The 17,612-nt window shown below is 72.9% G+C and carries 14 protein-coding genes; 3 read left to right on the forward strand and 11 right to left on the reverse strand.

From position 1 onward, the window contains the following. Window positions 1–190 precede the first annotated feature (190 nt). Entirely contained in the window at window positions 191–862 is a 672-nt protein-coding gene (locus IEY86_RS04860) for a lysophospholipid acyltransferase family protein (protein ID WP_189130246.1), read from the forward strand. A gap of 122 nt (window positions 863–984) precedes the next feature. Here the strand turns inward: IEY86_RS04860 and IEY86_RS04865 are convergent, their stop codons facing one another. Both IEY86_RS04865 and IEY86_RS04870 read right to left on the reverse strand, forming a co-directional pair. Next, window positions 985–2,529: an MFS transporter gene (locus IEY86_RS04865; protein ID WP_189130247.1), complete on the reverse strand. Its 1,545-nt coding sequence runs from the start codon at window positions 2,527–2,529 to the stop codon at window positions 985–987. Then, a complete protein-coding gene (locus IEY86_RS04870) occupies window positions 2,526–3,074 on the reverse strand; it encodes a TetR/AcrR family transcriptional regulator (protein WP_189130248.1) in 549 nt (182 codons plus the stop codon). The genes IEY86_RS04865 and IEY86_RS04870 overlap by 4 nt, the downstream gene beginning before the upstream one ends. A gap of 138 nt (window positions 3,075–3,212) precedes the next feature. Between IEY86_RS04870 and IEY86_RS04875 the strand changes: the two genes are divergently transcribed. Then, window positions 3,213–3,947 (forward strand): DUF427 domain-containing protein, encoded by a 735-nt coding sequence (locus IEY86_RS04875; RefSeq protein WP_189130249.1) that lies wholly within the window; start codon window positions 3,213–3,215, stop codon window positions 3,945–3,947. 55 nt (window positions 3,948–4,002) lie between these two features. On the opposite strand, the gene IEY86_RS04880 is transcribed toward IEY86_RS04875, so the two are convergent. Both IEY86_RS04880 and IEY86_RS04885 read right to left on the reverse strand, forming a co-directional pair. After that, the gene (locus IEY86_RS04880) at window positions 4,003–4,191 is read right to left on the reverse strand and encodes a hypothetical protein (RefSeq protein WP_189130250.1); all 189 of its coding nucleotides are present in this window, start codon (window positions 4,189–4,191) and stop codon (window positions 4,003–4,005) included. 159 nt (window positions 4,192–4,350) lie between these two features. Next, window positions 4,351–9,063, reverse strand: a complete 4,713-nt coding sequence (locus IEY86_RS04885) for an HAD-IC family P-type ATPase (protein WP_189130251.1) — start codon at window positions 9,061–9,063, stop codon at window positions 4,351–4,353. A gap of 120 nt (window positions 9,064–9,183) precedes the next feature. Here IEY86_RS04885 and IEY86_RS04890 point away from each other — a divergent pair, with 120 nt between their 5' ends. Further along, on the forward strand, window positions 9,184–9,642 hold the full coding sequence (locus IEY86_RS04890) for a hypothetical protein (protein WP_189130252.1): 459 nt from the start codon (window positions 9,184–9,186) through the stop codon (window positions 9,640–9,642). A 95-nt stretch (window positions 9,643–9,737) separates the two neighbouring features. Here IEY86_RS04890 and argH read toward each other — a convergent pair whose 3' ends face one another. The 7 genes from argH to argC all read right to left on the reverse strand — a co-directional run bounded on the left by argH (window position 9,738) and on the right by argC (window position 17,593). Then, window positions 9,738–11,171: an argininosuccinate lyase gene (argH, locus tag IEY86_RS04895; RefSeq protein ID WP_189130352.1), complete on the reverse strand. Its 1,434-nt coding sequence runs from the start codon at window positions 11,169–11,171 to the stop codon at window positions 9,738–9,740. 123 nt (window positions 11,172–11,294) lie between these two features. Continuing rightward, a complete protein-coding gene (locus tag IEY86_RS04900) occupies window positions 11,295–12,509 on the reverse strand; it encodes an argininosuccinate synthase (RefSeq protein ID WP_189130253.1) in 1,215 nt (404 codons plus the stop codon). Between the two features lie 288 nt (window positions 12,510–12,797). After that, complete coding sequence (locus IEY86_RS04905; protein ID WP_189130254.1) at window positions 12,798–13,325, reverse strand: arginine repressor; 528 nt, start codon at window positions 13,323–13,325, stop codon at window positions 12,798–12,800. A gap of 5 nt (window positions 13,326–13,330) precedes the next feature. Then, window positions 13,331–14,515 carry an acetylornithine transaminase gene (locus tag IEY86_RS04910; RefSeq protein WP_189130353.1) on the reverse strand — a complete coding sequence of 395 codons (1,185 nt, stop codon included), beginning with the start codon at window positions 14,513–14,515 and terminating at the stop codon, window positions 13,331–13,333. Continuing rightward, window positions 14,515–15,420: an acetylglutamate kinase gene (gene argB, locus IEY86_RS04915; protein ID WP_189130255.1), complete on the reverse strand. Its 906-nt coding sequence runs from the start codon at window positions 15,418–15,420 to the stop codon at window positions 14,515–14,517. Before argB ends, IEY86_RS04910 begins: the two co-directional genes overlap by 1 nt. Beyond that, window positions 15,417–16,568 carry a bifunctional glutamate N-acetyltransferase/amino-acid acetyltransferase ArgJ gene (argJ, locus tag IEY86_RS04920; RefSeq protein WP_189130256.1) on the reverse strand — a complete coding sequence of 384 codons (1,152 nt, stop codon included), beginning with the start codon at window positions 16,566–16,568 and terminating at the stop codon, window positions 15,417–15,419. The genes argB and argJ overlap by 4 nt, the downstream gene beginning before the upstream one ends. Further along, the gene (gene argC / locus IEY86_RS04925) at window positions 16,565–17,593 is read right to left on the reverse strand and encodes an N-acetyl-gamma-glutamyl-phosphate reductase (protein WP_189130257.1); all 1,029 of its coding nucleotides are present in this window, start codon (window positions 17,591–17,593) and stop codon (window positions 16,565–16,567) included. Before argC ends, argJ begins: the two co-directional genes overlap by 4 nt. Between the last annotated feature and the right edge of the window lie 19 nt (window positions 17,594–17,612).

Genomic DNA, 17,612 nt, shown 5'->3' on the forward strand with positions numbered 1-17,612 from the left:
GGGCGCACCGCGCGAACCTCGGGCCTCCTTGGCGGTAACGAGGCCGGAACAGACACCGACGGCTCGTTGGCGCAACCGGGTCAACTCTGTGTATCACCGACGTGAACCGGCGGTGGGCCGGGGCGCGCTCGCGCGAGTATCGTCGGCAACCGCACGGCCGCCGCCGTGCCCGCCGCTACCGGAGGACCCGTTGTTCCGAATCCTGATGAAGGCACTGCTCGGATCACTGCTTCGTGTGCTGTTCCGCCCGCAGGTCGAGGGGGCGGAGCACATCCCGGCCGAGGGACCCGTGATCCTGGCGGGCAACCATCTCGCCTTCTCCGACTCGCTCTTCCTGACGCTGGTGGTCAAGCGCCCGGTGTACTTCATCGGCAAGTCGGAGTACGTCAGCGGACGCGGTCTCAAGGGCAGGCTCAAGGCAGGGTTCTTCCGCGGTGTCGGCATGATCCCGGTGGACCGGGACGGCGCCCACGGCGGGGTCGCGGCGCTCAACACCGGCCTGCGCCTGCTCCAGGAGGGCAAGGTCTTCGGCATCCACCCCGAGGGCACCCGCTCCCCCGACGGCCGGCTGTACCGGGGGCGCACCGGGCTCGCCCGGCTGGCGCTGAGCACCGGAGCGCCCGTCGTCCCGGCCGCCCTGATCGACACCGACCGCATCCAGCCGGCGGGCAAGAAGCTGCCGCGCATCCTCAAGGTCGGTGTCCGCTTCGGCAAACCGCTGGACTTCTCACGCTACGAGGGCATGGAGCGCGACCGCTACGTGCTGCGGGCGGTCACCGACGAGGTGATGCACGAGGTCATGCTGCTGTCCGGCCAGGAGTACGTCGACATCTACGCCACCAAGGCGAAGGCCGCGGCCTGACGGCACGCCCCGGCGGCGCGAACGGCCCGCACGGCCCGCACGGCCCGCGCGGCCTCGAGCGTCCCCCGCTTGCCCGACGGCACCCCGCACCAGGGCGCCGTCCGACCGCGCCCGGCGGCCCGTCAGTGCTCCAGCCCCTCCTCCAGACGCTGGCCGCGCAGCAGCAGCCATGCGGCGGCGGCCGCCGCGAGCAGCACCGCCGCGCCCGCCCCGCAGGCGATCCGCAGCCCGTCGACGAACGCGTCCTGGGCGGAGGCCAGCAGGGTCGCACCGGTGTGCGGGGCGAGGGTCCCGGCCGTCTCGACGGCGCCGCCCAGTGACTCCTGGGCGGCCGAGGCCGCCTCCTGCGGCGTGCCCCGGGGTATCGGGAATCCCCGGTAGGTGCCGGTGACGACCGATCCGAGCAGGGCGATGCCGAGCGCGGTGCCGAGTTCGTAGGCGGTCTCGGAGACCGCCGACGCCGAGCCCGCGTCGTCCTTGGGCACCACGGAAAGGATCACGTCGGCGGTCACGGTGAACGACAGGCCCGCGCCGACACCCACCACCAGCAGGGCTGTTCCGAGGACCGGGTAGCCGGTGTCCGGGCTGAGCATGACCAGCGCGGCCAGCGCCACCCCTACGGCGGCGAGCCCTCCCGCGACAATGGAGCGCACGGAGAACCGCCGGGCCAATGAGCCCGCCACCAGTCCCGAGCCCACCGCCCCGATCGCGGCGGGGAGTTCGAAGAGACCGGCCTCCAGCGAGGACCTGCCCTGGACCAGTTGCAGGAACTGCGAGAGGAAGAAGATCATCCCGGACAGCCCCAGGATGGTCAGCAGGTCGGCCAGGACCGAGCCGGAGAAGCCCCGGTGGCGGAACAGCCGCATGTCCAGCAGCGGGTGGGGCAGCACGAGCTGCCGCCGCACGAAACCCACCAGCGCGCCGGCTCCGGCCAGGCCCGCCACCAGGGCATGGGTCCGCAGGCCGTGGGCGGCGACCTCCTTGACCGCGTAGACCACACCGATCATGCCGACGAGCGACAGGGCGACGCTGGGCATGTCCCAGGGCCCCGGGCAGGGGTTGCGCGACTCGGGCAGGACCTTGGCGCCCACGAGGATCAGCAGGGCCATCACCGGAAGGTTGATCAGGAAGACCGAGCCCCACCAGAAGTGCTCCAGCAGGAACCCTCCGACGATGGGCCCGACCGCCATGCCCGCCGACGCCATCGCCCCCCAGATGCCGATGGCGAGGCTGCGCTCGCGCGCGTCGTGGAAGAGGTTGCGGATCAGGGCCAGTGTGGACGGCATGAGTGTCGCCCCCGCCACCCCCATCAGGGCACGGGCGGCGATGAGCATCGCCGGGGTGTGCGCGTACGCGGCCAGCAGGGACAGCCCGCCGAAGGCCGCGGCGCCCACGAGCAACAGCCGCTTGCGGCCGATCCGGTCGCCCAGGCCTCCCATGGAGACCAGCAGACCGGCGATGACGAACGAGTAGACGTCACCGATCCACAGCAGTTCCGTCCCCGACGGACGCAGGTCCTCGCTCAGGTAGGGAACGGCGAGGCCCAGGACGGTGGCGTCCACGGCCACCAGCAGCACGGCGAGGTTGAGCACGGCCAGCGCCAGCCACCGCCCCGAGCGGGGCGCCTCGGGCGCCGCCGCCTTCGGTGTGGTGTCGATGCTGGTCATGACTGCCTCCTCAGTGCTCCGCCGAGCAGCGTCTCGGTGACGAGGTGCGCCGAGTCGCGGCGCGCGATACGCCCGTCCTCGACGGCCCAGCCGCAACCGGCGATGAGTGCCGTGTACGCCTCGGTGAGCCAGACGGCGGGCAGGTCGATGCGGAAGACGCCCTGCTCCTGGCCGCGGCGGAAGAGCGCGGCGACCCGCTCGTCGGACGCGTCCCACCCGGCCTTGAGCTCGGCGTCGTCGTAGAGCTGGTTCTCGCTGTACAGGAAGGCCAGGAAGCCCGCCTCGGGCATGGCGGCGTCGACGAGGCGGCGCAGCGCCCGCACGGCGTCGCCCTCCTCGAGGCGGGCCGCGTCCATGGCCTCGTTCATCCGCCGTATCCCGAGCTCGCCGAGCGCCCGGACCAGCGCGTCGCGGCCGGGGAAGTGGCGGTGCAGGGTGGCCCGGCTGATGCCGGCGGCCTTGGCGATCTCGTCCATGGACGCCGTGGCACGCCGGGTCAGCAGCGCGGCCGCTTCCCTGAGCATGTGCTCCCGATCAACACTCATGAGGCAAGCTTATCGCATGTGAGACATCACTGTCTCATCAGATATAGGAATGTCTCATTCAGGAAGTGGCGGGAAGGAACCCTGAAGTGATCGGACGAGAAACCGAAATGAACGCCCGCCCCGGGCCGTTGTCCAGTCATGACTGAAACCAAGCGCGACCGTCTGCGCGTCGAGCAGGGGACCAAGCGAGTGCGCGCCTACCTCGGCGGGCATGTCGTGGCCGACACCGTACGACCGGTGCTCGTCTGGGAGAGCCCGCACTACCCGGCGTACTACTTCCCGGTCGACGATGTACGGACCGGGTTCCTCACCGCCACCGACGGCACCAAGCACTCACCGAGCAGGGGCGACGCGAAGGTGTTCACGGTCACCGTGCCCGGCAGGACCGCGGAGAACGCGGCATGGCGGTACGAGGACTCCCCCGTCGAGCGGCTGCGCGACCTGGTCCGGCTGGACTGGGACGCGATGGACGGCTGGTTCGAGGAGGACGAGGAAGTGTTCATCCACCCGCGCAGCCCGTTCACCCGGATCGACATCCTGGCCAGCTCGCGCGAGGTGCGGGTGGAGCTCGACGGGGAGGTCATCGCCGAGTCGCGCGCGCCGAAGGTGCTGTACGAGACGGGCCTGCCGCCGCGGTTCTACCTGCCCAAGACCGATGTCCGGCTCGACCTGCTGGAGCCGAGCACGACCGTCACCGGCTGCCCGTACAAGGGAACGGCCAGCCATCTGTCGGCGCGGGTCAACGGCACGGTCCACGCCGACATCGCCTGGACGTACCCGGCACCGCTCCCGGAGAGCGCGAAGATCGCCGGACTGGTCTCGTTCTACGACCGCAAGGTGAAGGTCTTCGTGGACGGCGAGCCGGTCGGATAGGCCCGCCGGGCACGCCCGGTCAACGACGAACAGGCCCGGCCGGGGACGGGACGGCTCAGGGGCGGGCGGCGTCCTGCGCGGCGGTGAGCGCGGTGCTGAGCAGGACGCGTCCGACCAGGCCGACCCCGGCGGCGTCTGCCACGGCCATGACGGCGGGGGCGGAGAGCCTGGCGGCCGTGTGGAGGAACTCCTTGGAGGGGACCGCCGTCAGTCGCGGCAGGGTGATGGTGACGGTGAGGGTCATGGGGGGCTTTCTCCGGGTCGGTGGGGCTCCGGCCTCACGCCGCGGGGATGCTCCCGCGACGGCCGCGCAGTCCAGTAGAGGCGCAGATGTCCTTTCCGTCGAGGGCCCTTGGTCACCATTTCCGGTGAACAACGGGCAAACCCGGCCGCGGGCGGAACCTCAGCCGCCGTCGGCCTCCGCCTCCGGCGGGGGCGGCGAAGCGGTCCGGGGAAAGAGCACCGGCGGCGCCAGAGCGGCGGCCAGCGTGGCCCCGGTCGCGCTCGTCAGGACGACCGCCCACGCGACCGGGCCCAGCGGCACACAGCCGAAGAAGTGACTGACCCCCGGCGTCTGCACCAGAGCGAACAGAACGGCGGCGGAGGCCGCGCTGGTCGCCACCACGGCCCCGCTGTGCCGGCCCGCCACCAGGGTCTGCCCGAGTTGGGTGCCGACCAGCGCCGCCAGGCCCATGGTGCCGGCCCGGGCACCGCGGCCGGTCATCCGTCCGACCTGCCAGGCGGCCAGCGCCCCGACGGTCGTGGAGGCGCCGCGGACGGCCAGGACACGGGCGGTGTCCCGGCGCAGCGGCGACTCACCGGGCCCGGGAGCGGGGGGCTCCTGACCGGATCCCGGCGGCCTGGCCGGGGCGACCGCCACCGCCAGGGCGGGCAGCATGTCGGTGAGCAGGTTGACCAGGAGGAGCTGGCGCGTGCTCAGAGGAGCATGTCCGGCCAGCGCGGTGCCGAGCACGGTGAAGGCGACCTCCCCGGCGTTGCCGCCGACCAGGATGGCGACCGCGTCCCGCACACTGCCCCACAGCGCCCGCCCCTCGCGCAGGGCGTCGAGGATGTGGCGGGGGTCGGGTTCGGTCAGGACGAGGTCGGAGGCGCTGCGGGCGGAGGTCGATCCCCTCGCGGCCATGCCGATTCCCACGTCGGAGGCGCGGATGGCGGCGGCGTCGTTGATGCCGTCACCCACCATGGCGACCACCCGGCCGGACCGCTGGAGGTCGCGGACGATGCGCACCTTCTGCTCCGGTGAGACACGCGCGAACACCGTCGTCCCGGTGACGCGCTCGATACGCGCCTTCTCGGTGAGCGTTTCCAGCTCCGTGCCGGTGACGACCGCGTCGGCGCCCTGGATGCCGAGGTCCCTCGCGATGGCGGCGGCGGTGGCCGGGTGGTCCCCCGTGATCATCACCACGGCGACGCCTGATCCGGCCAGTGCGGCCACGGTCTGCTCGGCGCCTGCCCGTACGGTGTCGGCGATCGCCACGAATCCGAGGAGCGTCAGATCCGCCAACGGGGTGTCGCCGGCCGTCTCGACGCTCTTCCGCCGTGCCTCGGCGACGGCGAGCACACGGAGCCCTTCGTCGGCCAGCCGCCTCACCTGTGTCTCGGCCTTGCGGCGCCGTGCCGGGTCCAGGGGCAGCGTTCGGTCGCCGCCGGGGTCCAGTGCGGTCGCGCAGTGTTCGAGAACGATCTCGGGGGCGCCCTTGACCGCCAGGTACGGCCCGTCGGAATCCGTGCCGAACGACGCCGCGTAGCCCCGGCTCTCGACGAACGGCAACTCGTCGGTGGCCCGCCAGCTCCCGTCGTCCCCGGCAAGGCGGGAGGCGGCGTCGACGACGGCGCGGTCGGTGGCATGGACCATCCGCTTGGCCCCGGGGCCGTTGGTGTCCGGGCTGCTGCGGGCCGCCGCGCGCAGCAGCCGGCGGCCGAACGGGCTGTCGAGGGCGGTCGGCCCGTGCACCGACGCGACCCGGACGACGGAGAGCCGGCCCTCGGTGAGGGTTCCGGTCTTGTCGAAGCAGACCGTGTCGACCCGGCCGAGCGCTTCGAGCACCCGGGGCGTGCGGACCAGGACGGATCTGCGGGACAGCCTCCGCGCGGCCGCCGACTGGGCGACCGTCGCGACCAGGGGAAGGCCTTCGGGGACGGCCGCCACGGCGATGGCCACTCCGGAGGCGAGCGCGGTGCGCAGGACCTGGCCCCGCAGGAGCGCCAGCAGGGTGACGGCGCCGCCGCCGAGCCCGGTGGCGGGCAGCACGACCTTGCTGAGCCGGGCGAGATGCCCCTCGATGCCCACCGGTGCGCGGGCGGGCCCGGCGATCTCCGCGGCACGACCGGCCTCGGTGTCGGCGCCGGTGGCCACGACGACCGCGGACCCGGAACCGGCCAGCACGGTGCACCCCTGGTAGACCATGCAGGCGCGCTCGGCCAGGTCGGCACCCGGAGTGGGGCGCGGGTCCTTGGCGACGGGCGCGGACTCACCGGTCAGGCTTGCCTCGTCCATCTCCAGGTCGTCGGCCACCAGCAGGCGGGCGTCGGCCGGGACGACGTCCGAGGTCCGCAGGGCGACGATGTCCCCGGGGCGCAGCTCCTGTGCCGGGGTGGACCTCGGCCTGGCGGCACGCAGCCCCGTCAGGTCACCGTCCGCCTCGGGGCCGGGTGCCCAGGTGACGCGCCGGGCGGTCAGCTGCTCCTGTAGGAGAAGGCCGCTGAGCGCCCGTCCGGCGCTCAGCCGCTGCCCGCCGCTGATCAGCGCGTTGCCCACCATCACTCCGCCGACCAGCAGGGAGTCCGCGGTGGACCCGACCACCGCCGAGGCCGCCGCGCCCACGGCGAGGACGGGGGTGAGCGGGTCGCGAAGCTCCTCCCGCACGGCCCGGACGAAGGCGGCGGCCAGGCGGACGGGACCGGCGAGAGCGGCGGCCGGAGGCCAGCCCGACTCGGCAGCCGTCGCTGCCACCGCCGCCACGGCCCGAAGGGCTCGGGTCCGGCCCGCTCCCTCGGTGCTCCGCGGAGCGCGGGCCTCGTCCGGCGGCGGCCGGACCATGGTCAGGACCTCCCGGGCGCCCAGCGCGTGCCAGGCGTCCCGCACACGCCCCGGGGGAAGTGGCGCTCGGGCCACGCCGTGGGCGGTGAGGACGCCGGAGACCAGCGCCAGCGCGGCCGCGGCGTTGACCGGTGAGGAGGCCCGCTCCCCCGCCGACCGGCCGTCACCGCGGCTGGTGAGGAGGGCGCCGAGCACCGAGGCACCGGTGGACATCCTGGCCGAGTGGGCACTGACCCGGTGGGCGGGGCCGATGGCGCTCAGCAGGCGCCAGGGCTGCTCGAGGCCGGGTCCGCAGACGAGGTCGGCGAACCAGTGGTGCGGGGCGCTCGCTCTTCGGGGCAGCACCGCGACCCCGACGTCGGCGGTCCGCAGGGCGTCGCCGTCGCGGTCGGTGACCAGCAGGACGCCGTGCCCGTCGGCCTGCAACCGCCGGATCCGGCGGGACAGGGCGTCCCCGCCGGGCAGGACCTCGTCCACCAGGGGGCGCAGCACGCTCGTGCTCGCGTTCTCGGTGATCAGGACCCTTTCGGCTCCGGAGCGTGCCGCGCCGATCAGCGCGTCCGCGAGCGGGTCAAGGACGGAGCCGACGCGGACCCGGCCCTGTCTGCGGCCGCGCTCGTCGAAGAGATCGAGCACCAGGGCGTCGTCGGCCTGCCCCGGGCGCTCGGTGTCCCTGGCGTGCTTCAGGCGCCATCCGCCGGCCGTCCAGGGACCGGCGCCGGTGAACTCGGACAGGTCCCGGTCGGCCAGCAGGGTGTGCGCGACGCCCCAGACCTCGGCGTCGTCCAGGTCCGCGGTGGCCAGGGCGGACAGCACCCTCGGCCTCGGGGTGCACAGGGCCGTCGAGACGATGACGACCGCGGAGATCCGGTCCAGCAGGCGCAGCGCGTCCGGCCGCATGGGGACGGCTCCCCGGCGGGCGAGGTCACGCAGGAGCACGCAGGTGAAGGCCTCCCGTCCCAGCTCGGCGGCCTTCGGCACCGTCGCCAGCAGCGCCTCGGCGGCCCGTGCCGGGCTGAGCGTCCACGCCAGCACGCCCGCGGCCCCGAGCAGCGTCGCCGCGGCCGTGCGGTCCGCGCAGGTCTCCACCGGCCCCGCCGGGAACGGCGCCGGGCGCGGGACCGGCTTCGCGGCCTCCCTCGGAAGCTGGGAGGCGTCCGCCGCGAGGTCGCCCTCGCGCTGGCGCCAGGCCTCCTGCGCGCTGCGGATCTCGGACAGCTGCATCGCGCGCTGCACCGCGTCGACCCCCATGGCCGCGGCTCCGGCCGTGGCGGCGTGGACCACGGCGCTGGCGAGCGCGAGCAGCATGTCGGCGTGGGGTGCCCCGAGCCGTTCCCGCAGGATCCGGCGCGCCCGGGGCTGGGTCTGCGCCAGCACCAGCGGTGCTCGCAGCGCTCGTGGCAGCGGAGGGACGGGGAGGTAGCGCCACGCGGCCGCGACGGCGATCCCCACGCAGTCCGTGGCGAGGGAGACCGCGGCCAAGGTGGCGGGGACCGTGTCGAACGGGGTCCAGGGGGCCTGGGCGGAGAAGGGTTCCGTGTCGACGCCGTGGGCCTCCTCGACGGCCTGCACCACTTCGAGGAGCCCGTCCACATCGACCTGGCCCTCGTCGAAGGAGATCACCATCTGCCCGAGTACCGCGTTGACCTCGGCCCAGTGGATGCCCTCGATGTCCCTCACCGACTCGACCAGCGACTGCGCGACCGCACGGTGCCGCCTGCCGCGCCCGGTCAGCCCCCGCACCTCGACGTGGGCGCGCCCGGCACGGGCCCACAGACGGCGGCGCCTGCGGCGTCCGGCCGTCTCGGTGACGGCGTCGGTGATGTCACCCCAGGCCCGCGGGACCGCCTCGGCCGCCTTCTCGCCCGCCCGCCGTGCCGTGTCCACGACCGACACCACGGCGTCCAGCAGACCGGAGAGCGCGCTCGCGGCGCTGTCCACCGGGGAGTCGGCCACACCGCGTGCCTGCTCCGCGACGGTGTCCAACAGGCGGCCGAGACGCGGCCAACCAAGGGAGGCAGCGGTGCCGTTGACGCCCGGCATCGACAGGCCCACCGGCACCTCCCTCGCTCGCGCCGCTGTGCGCAGCCGGACACCAAAGGACTTAAAACCCTATAATTACCATTAGATGGCGATAAGTCCTTCCGAGACTCGCAGTGGATCCGAGGGATCTCCATGAGCACTCCCACACCAGCCCGCAAGCCCGCACAGTCCGGCGGCCAAAGGCAGCCCACCCCCGCCGGGAAGCAGGACGCCGGGGGAGGCAGGAAGCGGGCGCCGTCGAAGCAGGCCGCGTCGAAGCGGACCACCCCGGCACCCGCCGCGCGGTCGGCCCAGCGCAGGACCGCCGGGCACGACGGGCACGACATCACCGTCCACATCCCGGTCGACCGGATGGCGCACAAGGCGGCCGACGCCGCGATGCTGCCCGTGGCCGTCGCCGGCCGGGTACTCCCCGCCAAGGGCGGGCTCCCGGTGTACATCGGCCTCGGCGCCCTGGGCGCCGCCGGTGTGATCGAGTGGCCCGTGGCTCTGGGCATCGGCGCCGGGTACGCGATCCTCCGGCGCACCGGGCTCATGCCTTCCTCAGGCGCGCAGACGCAACGAGGGGACTCCGCCGCCAAGGCCGCGTGACCTTCGGTCCCGGTCCGGGCGGACCGGGACCGCACGCCGGGGGGGCTGCCCCACCGGCGCCCACGGCCCGCAGCGGTCCGCCGGGGGCCGTGCGCCTAGCTCTTCGCGGCTGCCCAGGACTGCTGGACGGCGAGGTCGGCCTTCAGCTCGGCGAGCTGTTCCGCGACCCGCGCGGGGGCCGTGCCGCCGCGCCCGTCGCGGGAGGCCAGGGCGCCGGGAACGTTGAGCACCGAGCGCACCTCGGGCTCGAGGTGGGGTGAGATCGCCGCGAACTGCTCGTCGGTGAGCTCGTCCAGCTCGATCCCGGCCGCCTCGCAGACCTTCACGCACTCGCCCGCGACCTCATGGGCCACGCGGAAGGGCACACCCTGCTTGACCAGCCATTCGGCGATGTCGGTGGCCAGGGAGAACCCGGCGGGGGCCAGTTCCTCCATCCGCTCGCGGTTGACGGTGAGCGTGGCGATCATGCCGGTGAAGGCCGGCAGCAGGACCTCGAGGGTGTCGCAGGAGTCGAAGACCGGCTCCTTGTCCTCCTGGAGGTCGCGGTTGTAGGCGAGCGGGAGCGCCTTGAGCGTGGCCAGCAGGCCGGTGAGGTTGCCGATCAGACGCCCGGACTTGCCGCGGGCGAGTTCGGCGATGTCGGGGTTCTTCTTCTGCGGCATGATCGACGAGCCGGTGGAGAAGGCGTCGTGGAGGGTGATGAAGGAGAACTCCTTCGTCGCCCAGAGGATGATCTCCTCGGCGATACGGGAGACGTCGATGCCGATCATCGCGGTGATGAAGGCGAACTCGGCGACGAAGTCCCGCGAGGCCGTCCCGTCGATGGAGTTGGCTGCCGATCCGTGCTCGAAGCCCAGGTCCGCGGCGACGGCCTTCGGGTCCAGGCCGAGCGAGGAGCCCGCGAGGGCGCCGGAGCCGTAGGGCGAGACCGCCGTCCGCTCGTCCCACTGCCGCAGCCGCTCCGCGTCCCGGCCGAGAGCCTGCACATGGGCGAGGACATGGTGGGCGAAGAGGACCGGCTGGGCGTGCTGGAGGTGGGTGCGGCCGGGCATGGCCGTGCCGGGGTGGGCCTCGGCCAGCCCGATCAGCGCCTCCTCCAGGTCGGCGACGAGTCCCCCGATGAGCCGGGCGTGGTCGCGCAGGTACATCCGGAAGAGGGTGGCCACCTGGTCGTTGCGCGAGCGCCCGGCGCGCAGCTTGCCGCCGAGGTCGGGGCCGAGGCGCTCCAGCAGTCCGCGCTCGAGGGCGGTGTGCACGTCCTCGTCGGCGACGGTGCCGGTGAACGAGCCGTCGGCGACATCGCGCTCGAGCCGGTCCAGTCCCGCCGTCATCCGCTGGAGCTCGTCGGTGGTCAGCAGCCCCGCCTTGTGCAGGGCGCGCGCGTGCGCTCGTGAGCCCGCGAGGTCGTAGGGGGCCAGACGCCAGTCGAAGTGGACCGACGCCGACAGCTTGGCCAGCGCCTCGGCGGGGCCGTCCGCGAAGCGGCCGCCCCACAGCCGCACGTCGCCGCCCTGGTTGCCGTTGCTCACAGCGCCGTTGCTCACCGCGGTTGCTCCTCGAAGGTGGTGGATGTGACACCGCCTCCCCGCCGTCGTCCGCGCGGTCGTCGTCCGCGGAGTCGGCAAGGAGGCGGCTTCGCCGTGCACGGGCTGTCAGGCGGGCAGGCCGGTCCCGGCCCGCTGGTCCCGCCGCGCGGCGATCTTGCTCGACATGCCGAACAGCTCGATGAAGCCCTTGGACAGCGACTGGTCGAAGGTGTCGCCGCTGTCGTAGGTGGCCAGGTTGAAATCGTAGAGCGAGGTGTCGCTCTTCCGGCCGGTGACGACGGCCCGGCCGCCGTGCAGCGTCATCCGGATGTCACCGCAGACATGCTGGTTGGCGTCCTGGATGAAGCCGTCCAGGGCCCGCTTGAGCGGGGAGAACCACATGCCGTCGTAGACGAGCTCGCCCCACCGCTGGTCCACGGTCTTCTTGAACCGGGCCAGCTCCCGCTCGACCGTGACGTTCTCCAGCTCCTGGTGGGCGGTGATCAGCGCGATGGCGCCCGGTGCCTCGTAGATCTCCCGGGACTTGATGCCGACCAGCCGGTCCTCGACCATGTCGAGCCGTCCGACACCCTGGGCGCCGGCCCTGCGGTTGAGCTCCTCGATCGCCTGGAGCACGGTGACCGTCCGGCCGTCGATCGCGACCGGCACACCGGCGGCGAAGGTGATGACGACCTCGTCGGCCTCCCGCGGCTCGGCGGGGTTCTGCGTGTACTCGTACACGTCCTCGATCGGCGCGTTCCAGATGTCCTCGAGGAAACCGGTCTCGACGGCCCGGCCGAAGACGTTCTGGTCGATGGAGTACGGGGACTTCTTGGTGGTCGCGATCGGGAGGTTCTTCTCCTCGCAGAACGCGATCGCCTTGTCCCGGGTCATCGCGTAGTCCCGGACGGGGGCGATGCACTTCAGATCAGGGGCCAGGGAGGAGATGCCCGCCTCGAACCGCACCTGGTCGTTGCCCTTGCCCGTGCAGCCGTGGGCCACGGTCGTGGCGCCGTGCTTGCGGGCGGCGGCGACCAGGTGCTTGACGATGGTCGGCCGGGAGAGGGCGGACACCAGCGGATACCGGTCCATGTAGAGCGCGTTGGACTGGATCGCGGGAAGGCAGTACTCGTTGGCGAACTCGTCCCTGGCGTCGGCGACCTCGGCCTCGACCGCGCCGCAGGCAAGCGCCCGCTTCCGGATGATCTCCAGGTCCTCGCCGCCCTGGCCGACGTCCACCGCTACGGCGATGACCTCGGCGCCGGTCTCCTCGGCGATCCAGCCGATGCAGACGGAGGTGTCCAGGCCGCCCGAGTAGGCGAGTACGACGCGCTCGGTCATTGCTCTCTCCTTAGGTGCGCGGTCTTCGCGTGTCGGCTGCCGAGTCGTCCCGTCCTGGTAGCTCTCCATGCAGCTCGTGGAATAAGTATGCAGCATTCCGCATGGATCTGCAAACGCTTCGCCCCGGAACGCCGGATCCGGGGCGAAGGCGCAGGTCAACGGGGCTGCGGGCGGTGCGGGCGGGCTGAGAGGCTGAGCTGTGCGGCGGGGCTGAGAGGCTGGGCTGAGACGGGGGCTACGGGGTTGTGGGACCGGGCCGCGGGGTTGCCGGGCTCGGCCGCGGGCGGGCTACTGGCCCCTGGGCTGGGCCAGCTGGAGCAGGTGGTCGGCGAGGGCCTGGCCGCCCGCGGGGTCGCGGCTGATCACCATCAGGGTGTCGTCGCCCGCGATCGTGCCGAGGATGTCGTGCACCTCGGCGGCGTCGATGGCCGAGGCGAAGAACTGCGCGGCGCCCGGAGGGGTGCGCAGCACCACGATGTTCCCCGAGGCCTCCGCCGAGATGAGCAGCTCACCGGCGAGGCGCGCCATCCGCTCCTCCTTGACCGACTCGCCCAGGGGCGCCATGGGGGTGCGGAAACCCCCCTCGGAGGGCACGGCGTAGATGAGGTCGCCGCCGGCGTTGCGGATCTTGACCGCGCCGAGCTCGTCCAGGTCCCGGGAGAGCGTCGCCTGCGTTACCTGCAGCCCGTCGTCGGCGAGCAGCTTGGCGAGCTGGCTCTGCGAGCGCACCGGCTGCCGGTTGAGGATGTCGACGATCCTCCGGTGGCGCGCGGTACGGGTCTGCGGGACGGCCGGTCCCTGGTGAGCGTCGGTCATCGTGGTCAGTCTCCGGTTCGTCGCACCCCGTCGAGGACGCCGGGCAGGGCCTGGACGAAGCCGTCCACCTCCTCGTCGGTGACGATGAGCGGAGGAGCCAGCCGCACCGTGTCGGGCACGGCCGCGTTCACCAGGAATCCGGCGTCCTGAGCCGCTTGCTGCACCTGAGGTGCGATCGGCTCGGTGAGCACGATACCCAGCAGCAGGCCCGCGCCCCGCACATGTCTCACAAGCGGGTGCCCCAGCCCTTCGACGCCCTCGCGCAGCCGCTCCCCAGCGCGCTTGGCGCGGTCGAGCAGCCCCTCGGCCTCGACGGTGTCCAGGACGGCGAGCGCGGCGGCGCACGCGACGGGGTTTCCGCCGAAGGTCGAACCGTGCTGACCCGGTGTCAGCAGCTCGGCGGCGGGGCCGAAGGCGACGGTCGCGCCGATGGGCAGGCCGCCTCCCAGCCCCTTGGCGAGGGTGACGACGTCCGGCTCCACCCCGAGCGCCTGGTGGGCGAACCAGTGCCCGGTCCGTCCGATGCCGGTCTGGATCTCGTCCAGGACCAGCAGTGTGCCGGTGGCCGCGGTGATCTCGCGCGCGGCCTCGAGGTAGCCCTCGGGCGCGGGGATGACCCCGTTCTCGCCCTGGACCGGCTCGACGAAGACGGCGGCGGTGCCGGGGGTGACGGCGGAACGCAGTGCCTCGGGGTCACCGAAGGGGACATGGGCGACATCGCCGGGCAGCGGGAGGAACGGCTCCTGCTTGGCGGGCTGGCCGGTGAGCGCGAGCGCGCCCATGGTGCGGCCGTGGAAGCCGCCCTCGGTCGCCACCATGTGGGTGCGGCCGGTGCGCCGTCCGATCTTGAACGCCGCCTCGACGGCCTCCGCGCCGGAGTTGGAGAAGTAGACCTTCCCCTCACGGCCGAACAGCTGCAGCAGCCGCTCGGCGAGCCGGACCGGGGGTTCGGCGATGAAGAGGTTGGAGACATGGCCGAGCCGCCCGACCTGCCGGGTGACCGCCTCGACGATCGCCGGATGGCCGTGCCCGAGCAGGTTCACGGCGATGCCGCCGATGAAGTCGGTGTAGCGGTTGCCGTCCGCGTCCCACAGGGTCGAGCCCTCGCCGAGCACCAGAGGCAGGCGCGGGGTGCCGTAGTTGTCCATGAGCGAGTCCTGCCACCGGCCGGTCAGTTCCTCGTTGCCCATCATGATCCCCCGTCCGGATCGGGGACGACCTGCGTTCCGATCCCCTCGTCGGTGAAGACTTCCAGCAACAGCGCGTGCGGCACCCGGCCGTCGAGGACGTGAGCCTTGCCGACGCCTGCCAGGACCGCGCGCAGGCACCCCTCCATCTTGGGCACCATCCCCGAGGCGAGGTCCGGCAGCAGCTTGTCCAGCTCGCTCGTGGTGAGCTGGCTGATCACCTCGTCGCTGTCGGGCCAGTCCGCGTACAGGCCCTCGACGTCGGTGAGGACGACGAGCTTCTCGGCCTTCAGCGCCGCGGCCAGCGTGGAGGCGGCGGTGTCCGCGTTGATGTTGTAGACGTGGCCGTCGGCGCTGCGCGCGATGCTGGAGATCACGGGTACGCGGCCGTCGTCGAGCAGTGCCTGGATGGCCCCGGTGTCGACGTCGGTGATGTCGCCGACGAGCCCGATGTCGACCGCCTCGCCGTCGACCTCGGCCATGCGCTTGACGGCGGTCATGGTGTGGGCGTCCTCGCCGGTCATTCCGACGGCGAACGGGCCGTGGGCGTTGAGCAGGCCCACGATCTCGCGCTGTACCTGCCCGGCCAGCACCATGCGGACCACGTCCATCGTCTCGGGGGTGGTCACGCGCAGTCCCGCCGTGAACGTGGACTCCATGCCGAGGCGGTCCAAATGGGCGCTGATCTGCGGGCCGCCGCCGTGGACGACGACGGGCTTGAGGCCGGCGTAGCGCAGGAAGACGACGTCCTGGGCGAAGGCCTGTTTCAGCTCCTCGTTCACCATGGCGTTGCCGCCGAACTTGATGACGACGGTCTTGCCGTGGAAGCGCTCCAGCCAGGGCAGCGCCTCGATGAGGGTGTGCGCCTTGGGCAGGGCGGTGTGGTTGCGTGCGGTCGGCCGGCTCATGACGAGTACGCGCTGTTCTCGTGGACGTAGTCGGCGGTCAGGTCGTTGGTCCAGATCACCGCGCAGTGCGGGCCCTCGGCGAGGTCCGCGGTGACGACGACCTCGCGGAAGCGCATGTCCACCTTCTCGCGGTCCTCCCCCACGGATCCGTTCTTGCAGACCCAGACGCCGTTGATGGCGACGTTGAGGCGGTCGGGGTCGAAGGCGGCGCTCGTGGTGCCGATCGCGGAGAGCACCCGGCCCCAGTTGGGGTCCTCGCCGTGGATGGCGCACTTGAGCAGGTTGTTGCGGGCGATGGACCGGCCGACCTCGACCGCGTCCTGCTCGCTCGCCGCCCCCACGACCTCGACCTTGATGTCCTTGGAGGCGCCCTCGGCGTCGCCGATGAGCTGGCGGGACAGGTCGGCGCAGACCGCCTCGAGCGCCGCCGTGAAGTCCTCGGTGGACGGGCTGACGCCGCTGGCGCCGGAGGCGAGCAGGAGCACGGTGTCGTTGGTGGACATGCAGCCGTCGGAGTCGACCCGGTCGAACGTGGTGCGGGTGGCGGCGCGCAGCGCGGTGTCCAGCGCGCCGGGGCCGAGGTCGGCGTCGGTGGTGAGGACGACGAGCATCGTGGCCAGGCCCGGCGCGAGCATGCCCGCGCCCTTGGCCATGCCTCCTATGGTCCAGCCGTCGCCGCTGACGACCGCGGTCTTGTGCACGGTGTCCGTGGTCCTGATGGCGATGGCGGCCTTCTCCCCGCCGTGCCGGGACAGCTCGGCGGCGGCGGTCCCGACCCCGGGGATCAGCTTGTCCATGGGCAGCCGCACACCGATCAGGCCGGTGGAGCACACCGCGACCTCCCCGGCGCTCAGGCCCAGGGTGTCCGCGACCTTCTCGGCGGTGGCGTGGGTGTCCTGGAAGCCGAGGGGGCCGGTGCAGGCGTTGGCCCCGCCGGAGTTGAGGACGACGGCCGAGACCTGGCCGCCTCTGAGGACCTGCTCGGACCACAGGACGGGGGCGGCCTTGACGCGGTTGGCGGTGAAGACGCCCGCGGCGGCCAGGGACGGCCCCTCGTTGACGACCAGGGCCAGGTCCGCTCCCCCCGACTCCTTGATCCCGGCGGCGATACCCGAGGCCTTGAAGCCCTTGGCGGCCGTGACACTCATGGTGCGACTCCGATCGTCGAAAGCCCCGATTCCTCGGGGAGGCCGAGGGCGATGTTCATGCTCTGCACCGCGCCGCCCGCGGTGCCCTTGGTCAGGTTGTCGATGGCGCTGACGGCGACGATGCGGCCCGCGGCCTCGTCGAGCGTCACCTGGAGCTGTACGGCGTTGGAGCCGTACACGGCGGCGGTGGAGGGCCACCGGCCCTCGGGGAGCAGGTGGACAAACGGTTCGGCGGCCAGGGCGTCGGCGTAGGCGGCGCGCAGCGACTCGGCGGTCGTTCCCGGTCTGGCCCTGGCCGAGCAGGTCGCCAGGATGCCCCTGGGCATGGGCGCGAGGGTCGGTGTGAAGGAGACGGTGACGGGCTCGCCGGCGACCGCGGAGAGGTTCTGGACCATCTCCGGGGTGTGGCGGTGGACGCCTCCGACGCCGTAAGGGCTCATCGACCCCATGACCTCCGAGCCCAGCAGGTGGGGCTTGAGCGACTTGCCCGCGCCCGAGGTGCCGGAGGCGGCCACGACGACCGCCTCCGGCTCGGCGAGCCGGGCCGCGTAGGCGGGGAAGAGCGCCAGGGAGACGGCGGTGGGGTAGCAGCCGGGGACGGCGATGTGCCGGGTCCCCTTCAGGGCGTCGCGGGCGCCGGGCAGCTCGGGCAGGCCGTAGGGCCAGTTCCCGGCGTGGGGGGAGCCGTAGAAGCGCTCCCAGGCGGCGGGGTCCTCGAGCCGGAAGTCGGCTCCGCAGTCGATCACGAGGACGTCCTCGCCGAGCGTCTCGGCCACGGCGGCGGACCGGCCGTGCGGCAGGGCGAGGAAGACCACGTCGTGCCCGGCGAGCACCTCGGGTGCCGTGGGCTCCAGGACACGGTCGGCCAGCGGCGGCAGATGGGGCTGGAGCGCGCCGAGGCGCTCGCCCGCGTTGGCGTTCGCGGTCAGTGCGCCGATCTCGATCCCGGGGTGGCCGAGCAGCAGGCGCAGGACTTCGCCGCCCGCGTATCCGCTCGCCCCCGCCACCGCTGCACGCAAAGCCATGAACCCTCCTCGTCGATGG

The sequence above is a fragment of the Wenjunlia tyrosinilytica genome, assembly GCF_014646055.1.
GTDB lineage: Bacteria > Actinomycetota > Actinomycetes > Streptomycetales > Streptomycetaceae > Wenjunlia > Wenjunlia tyrosinilytica.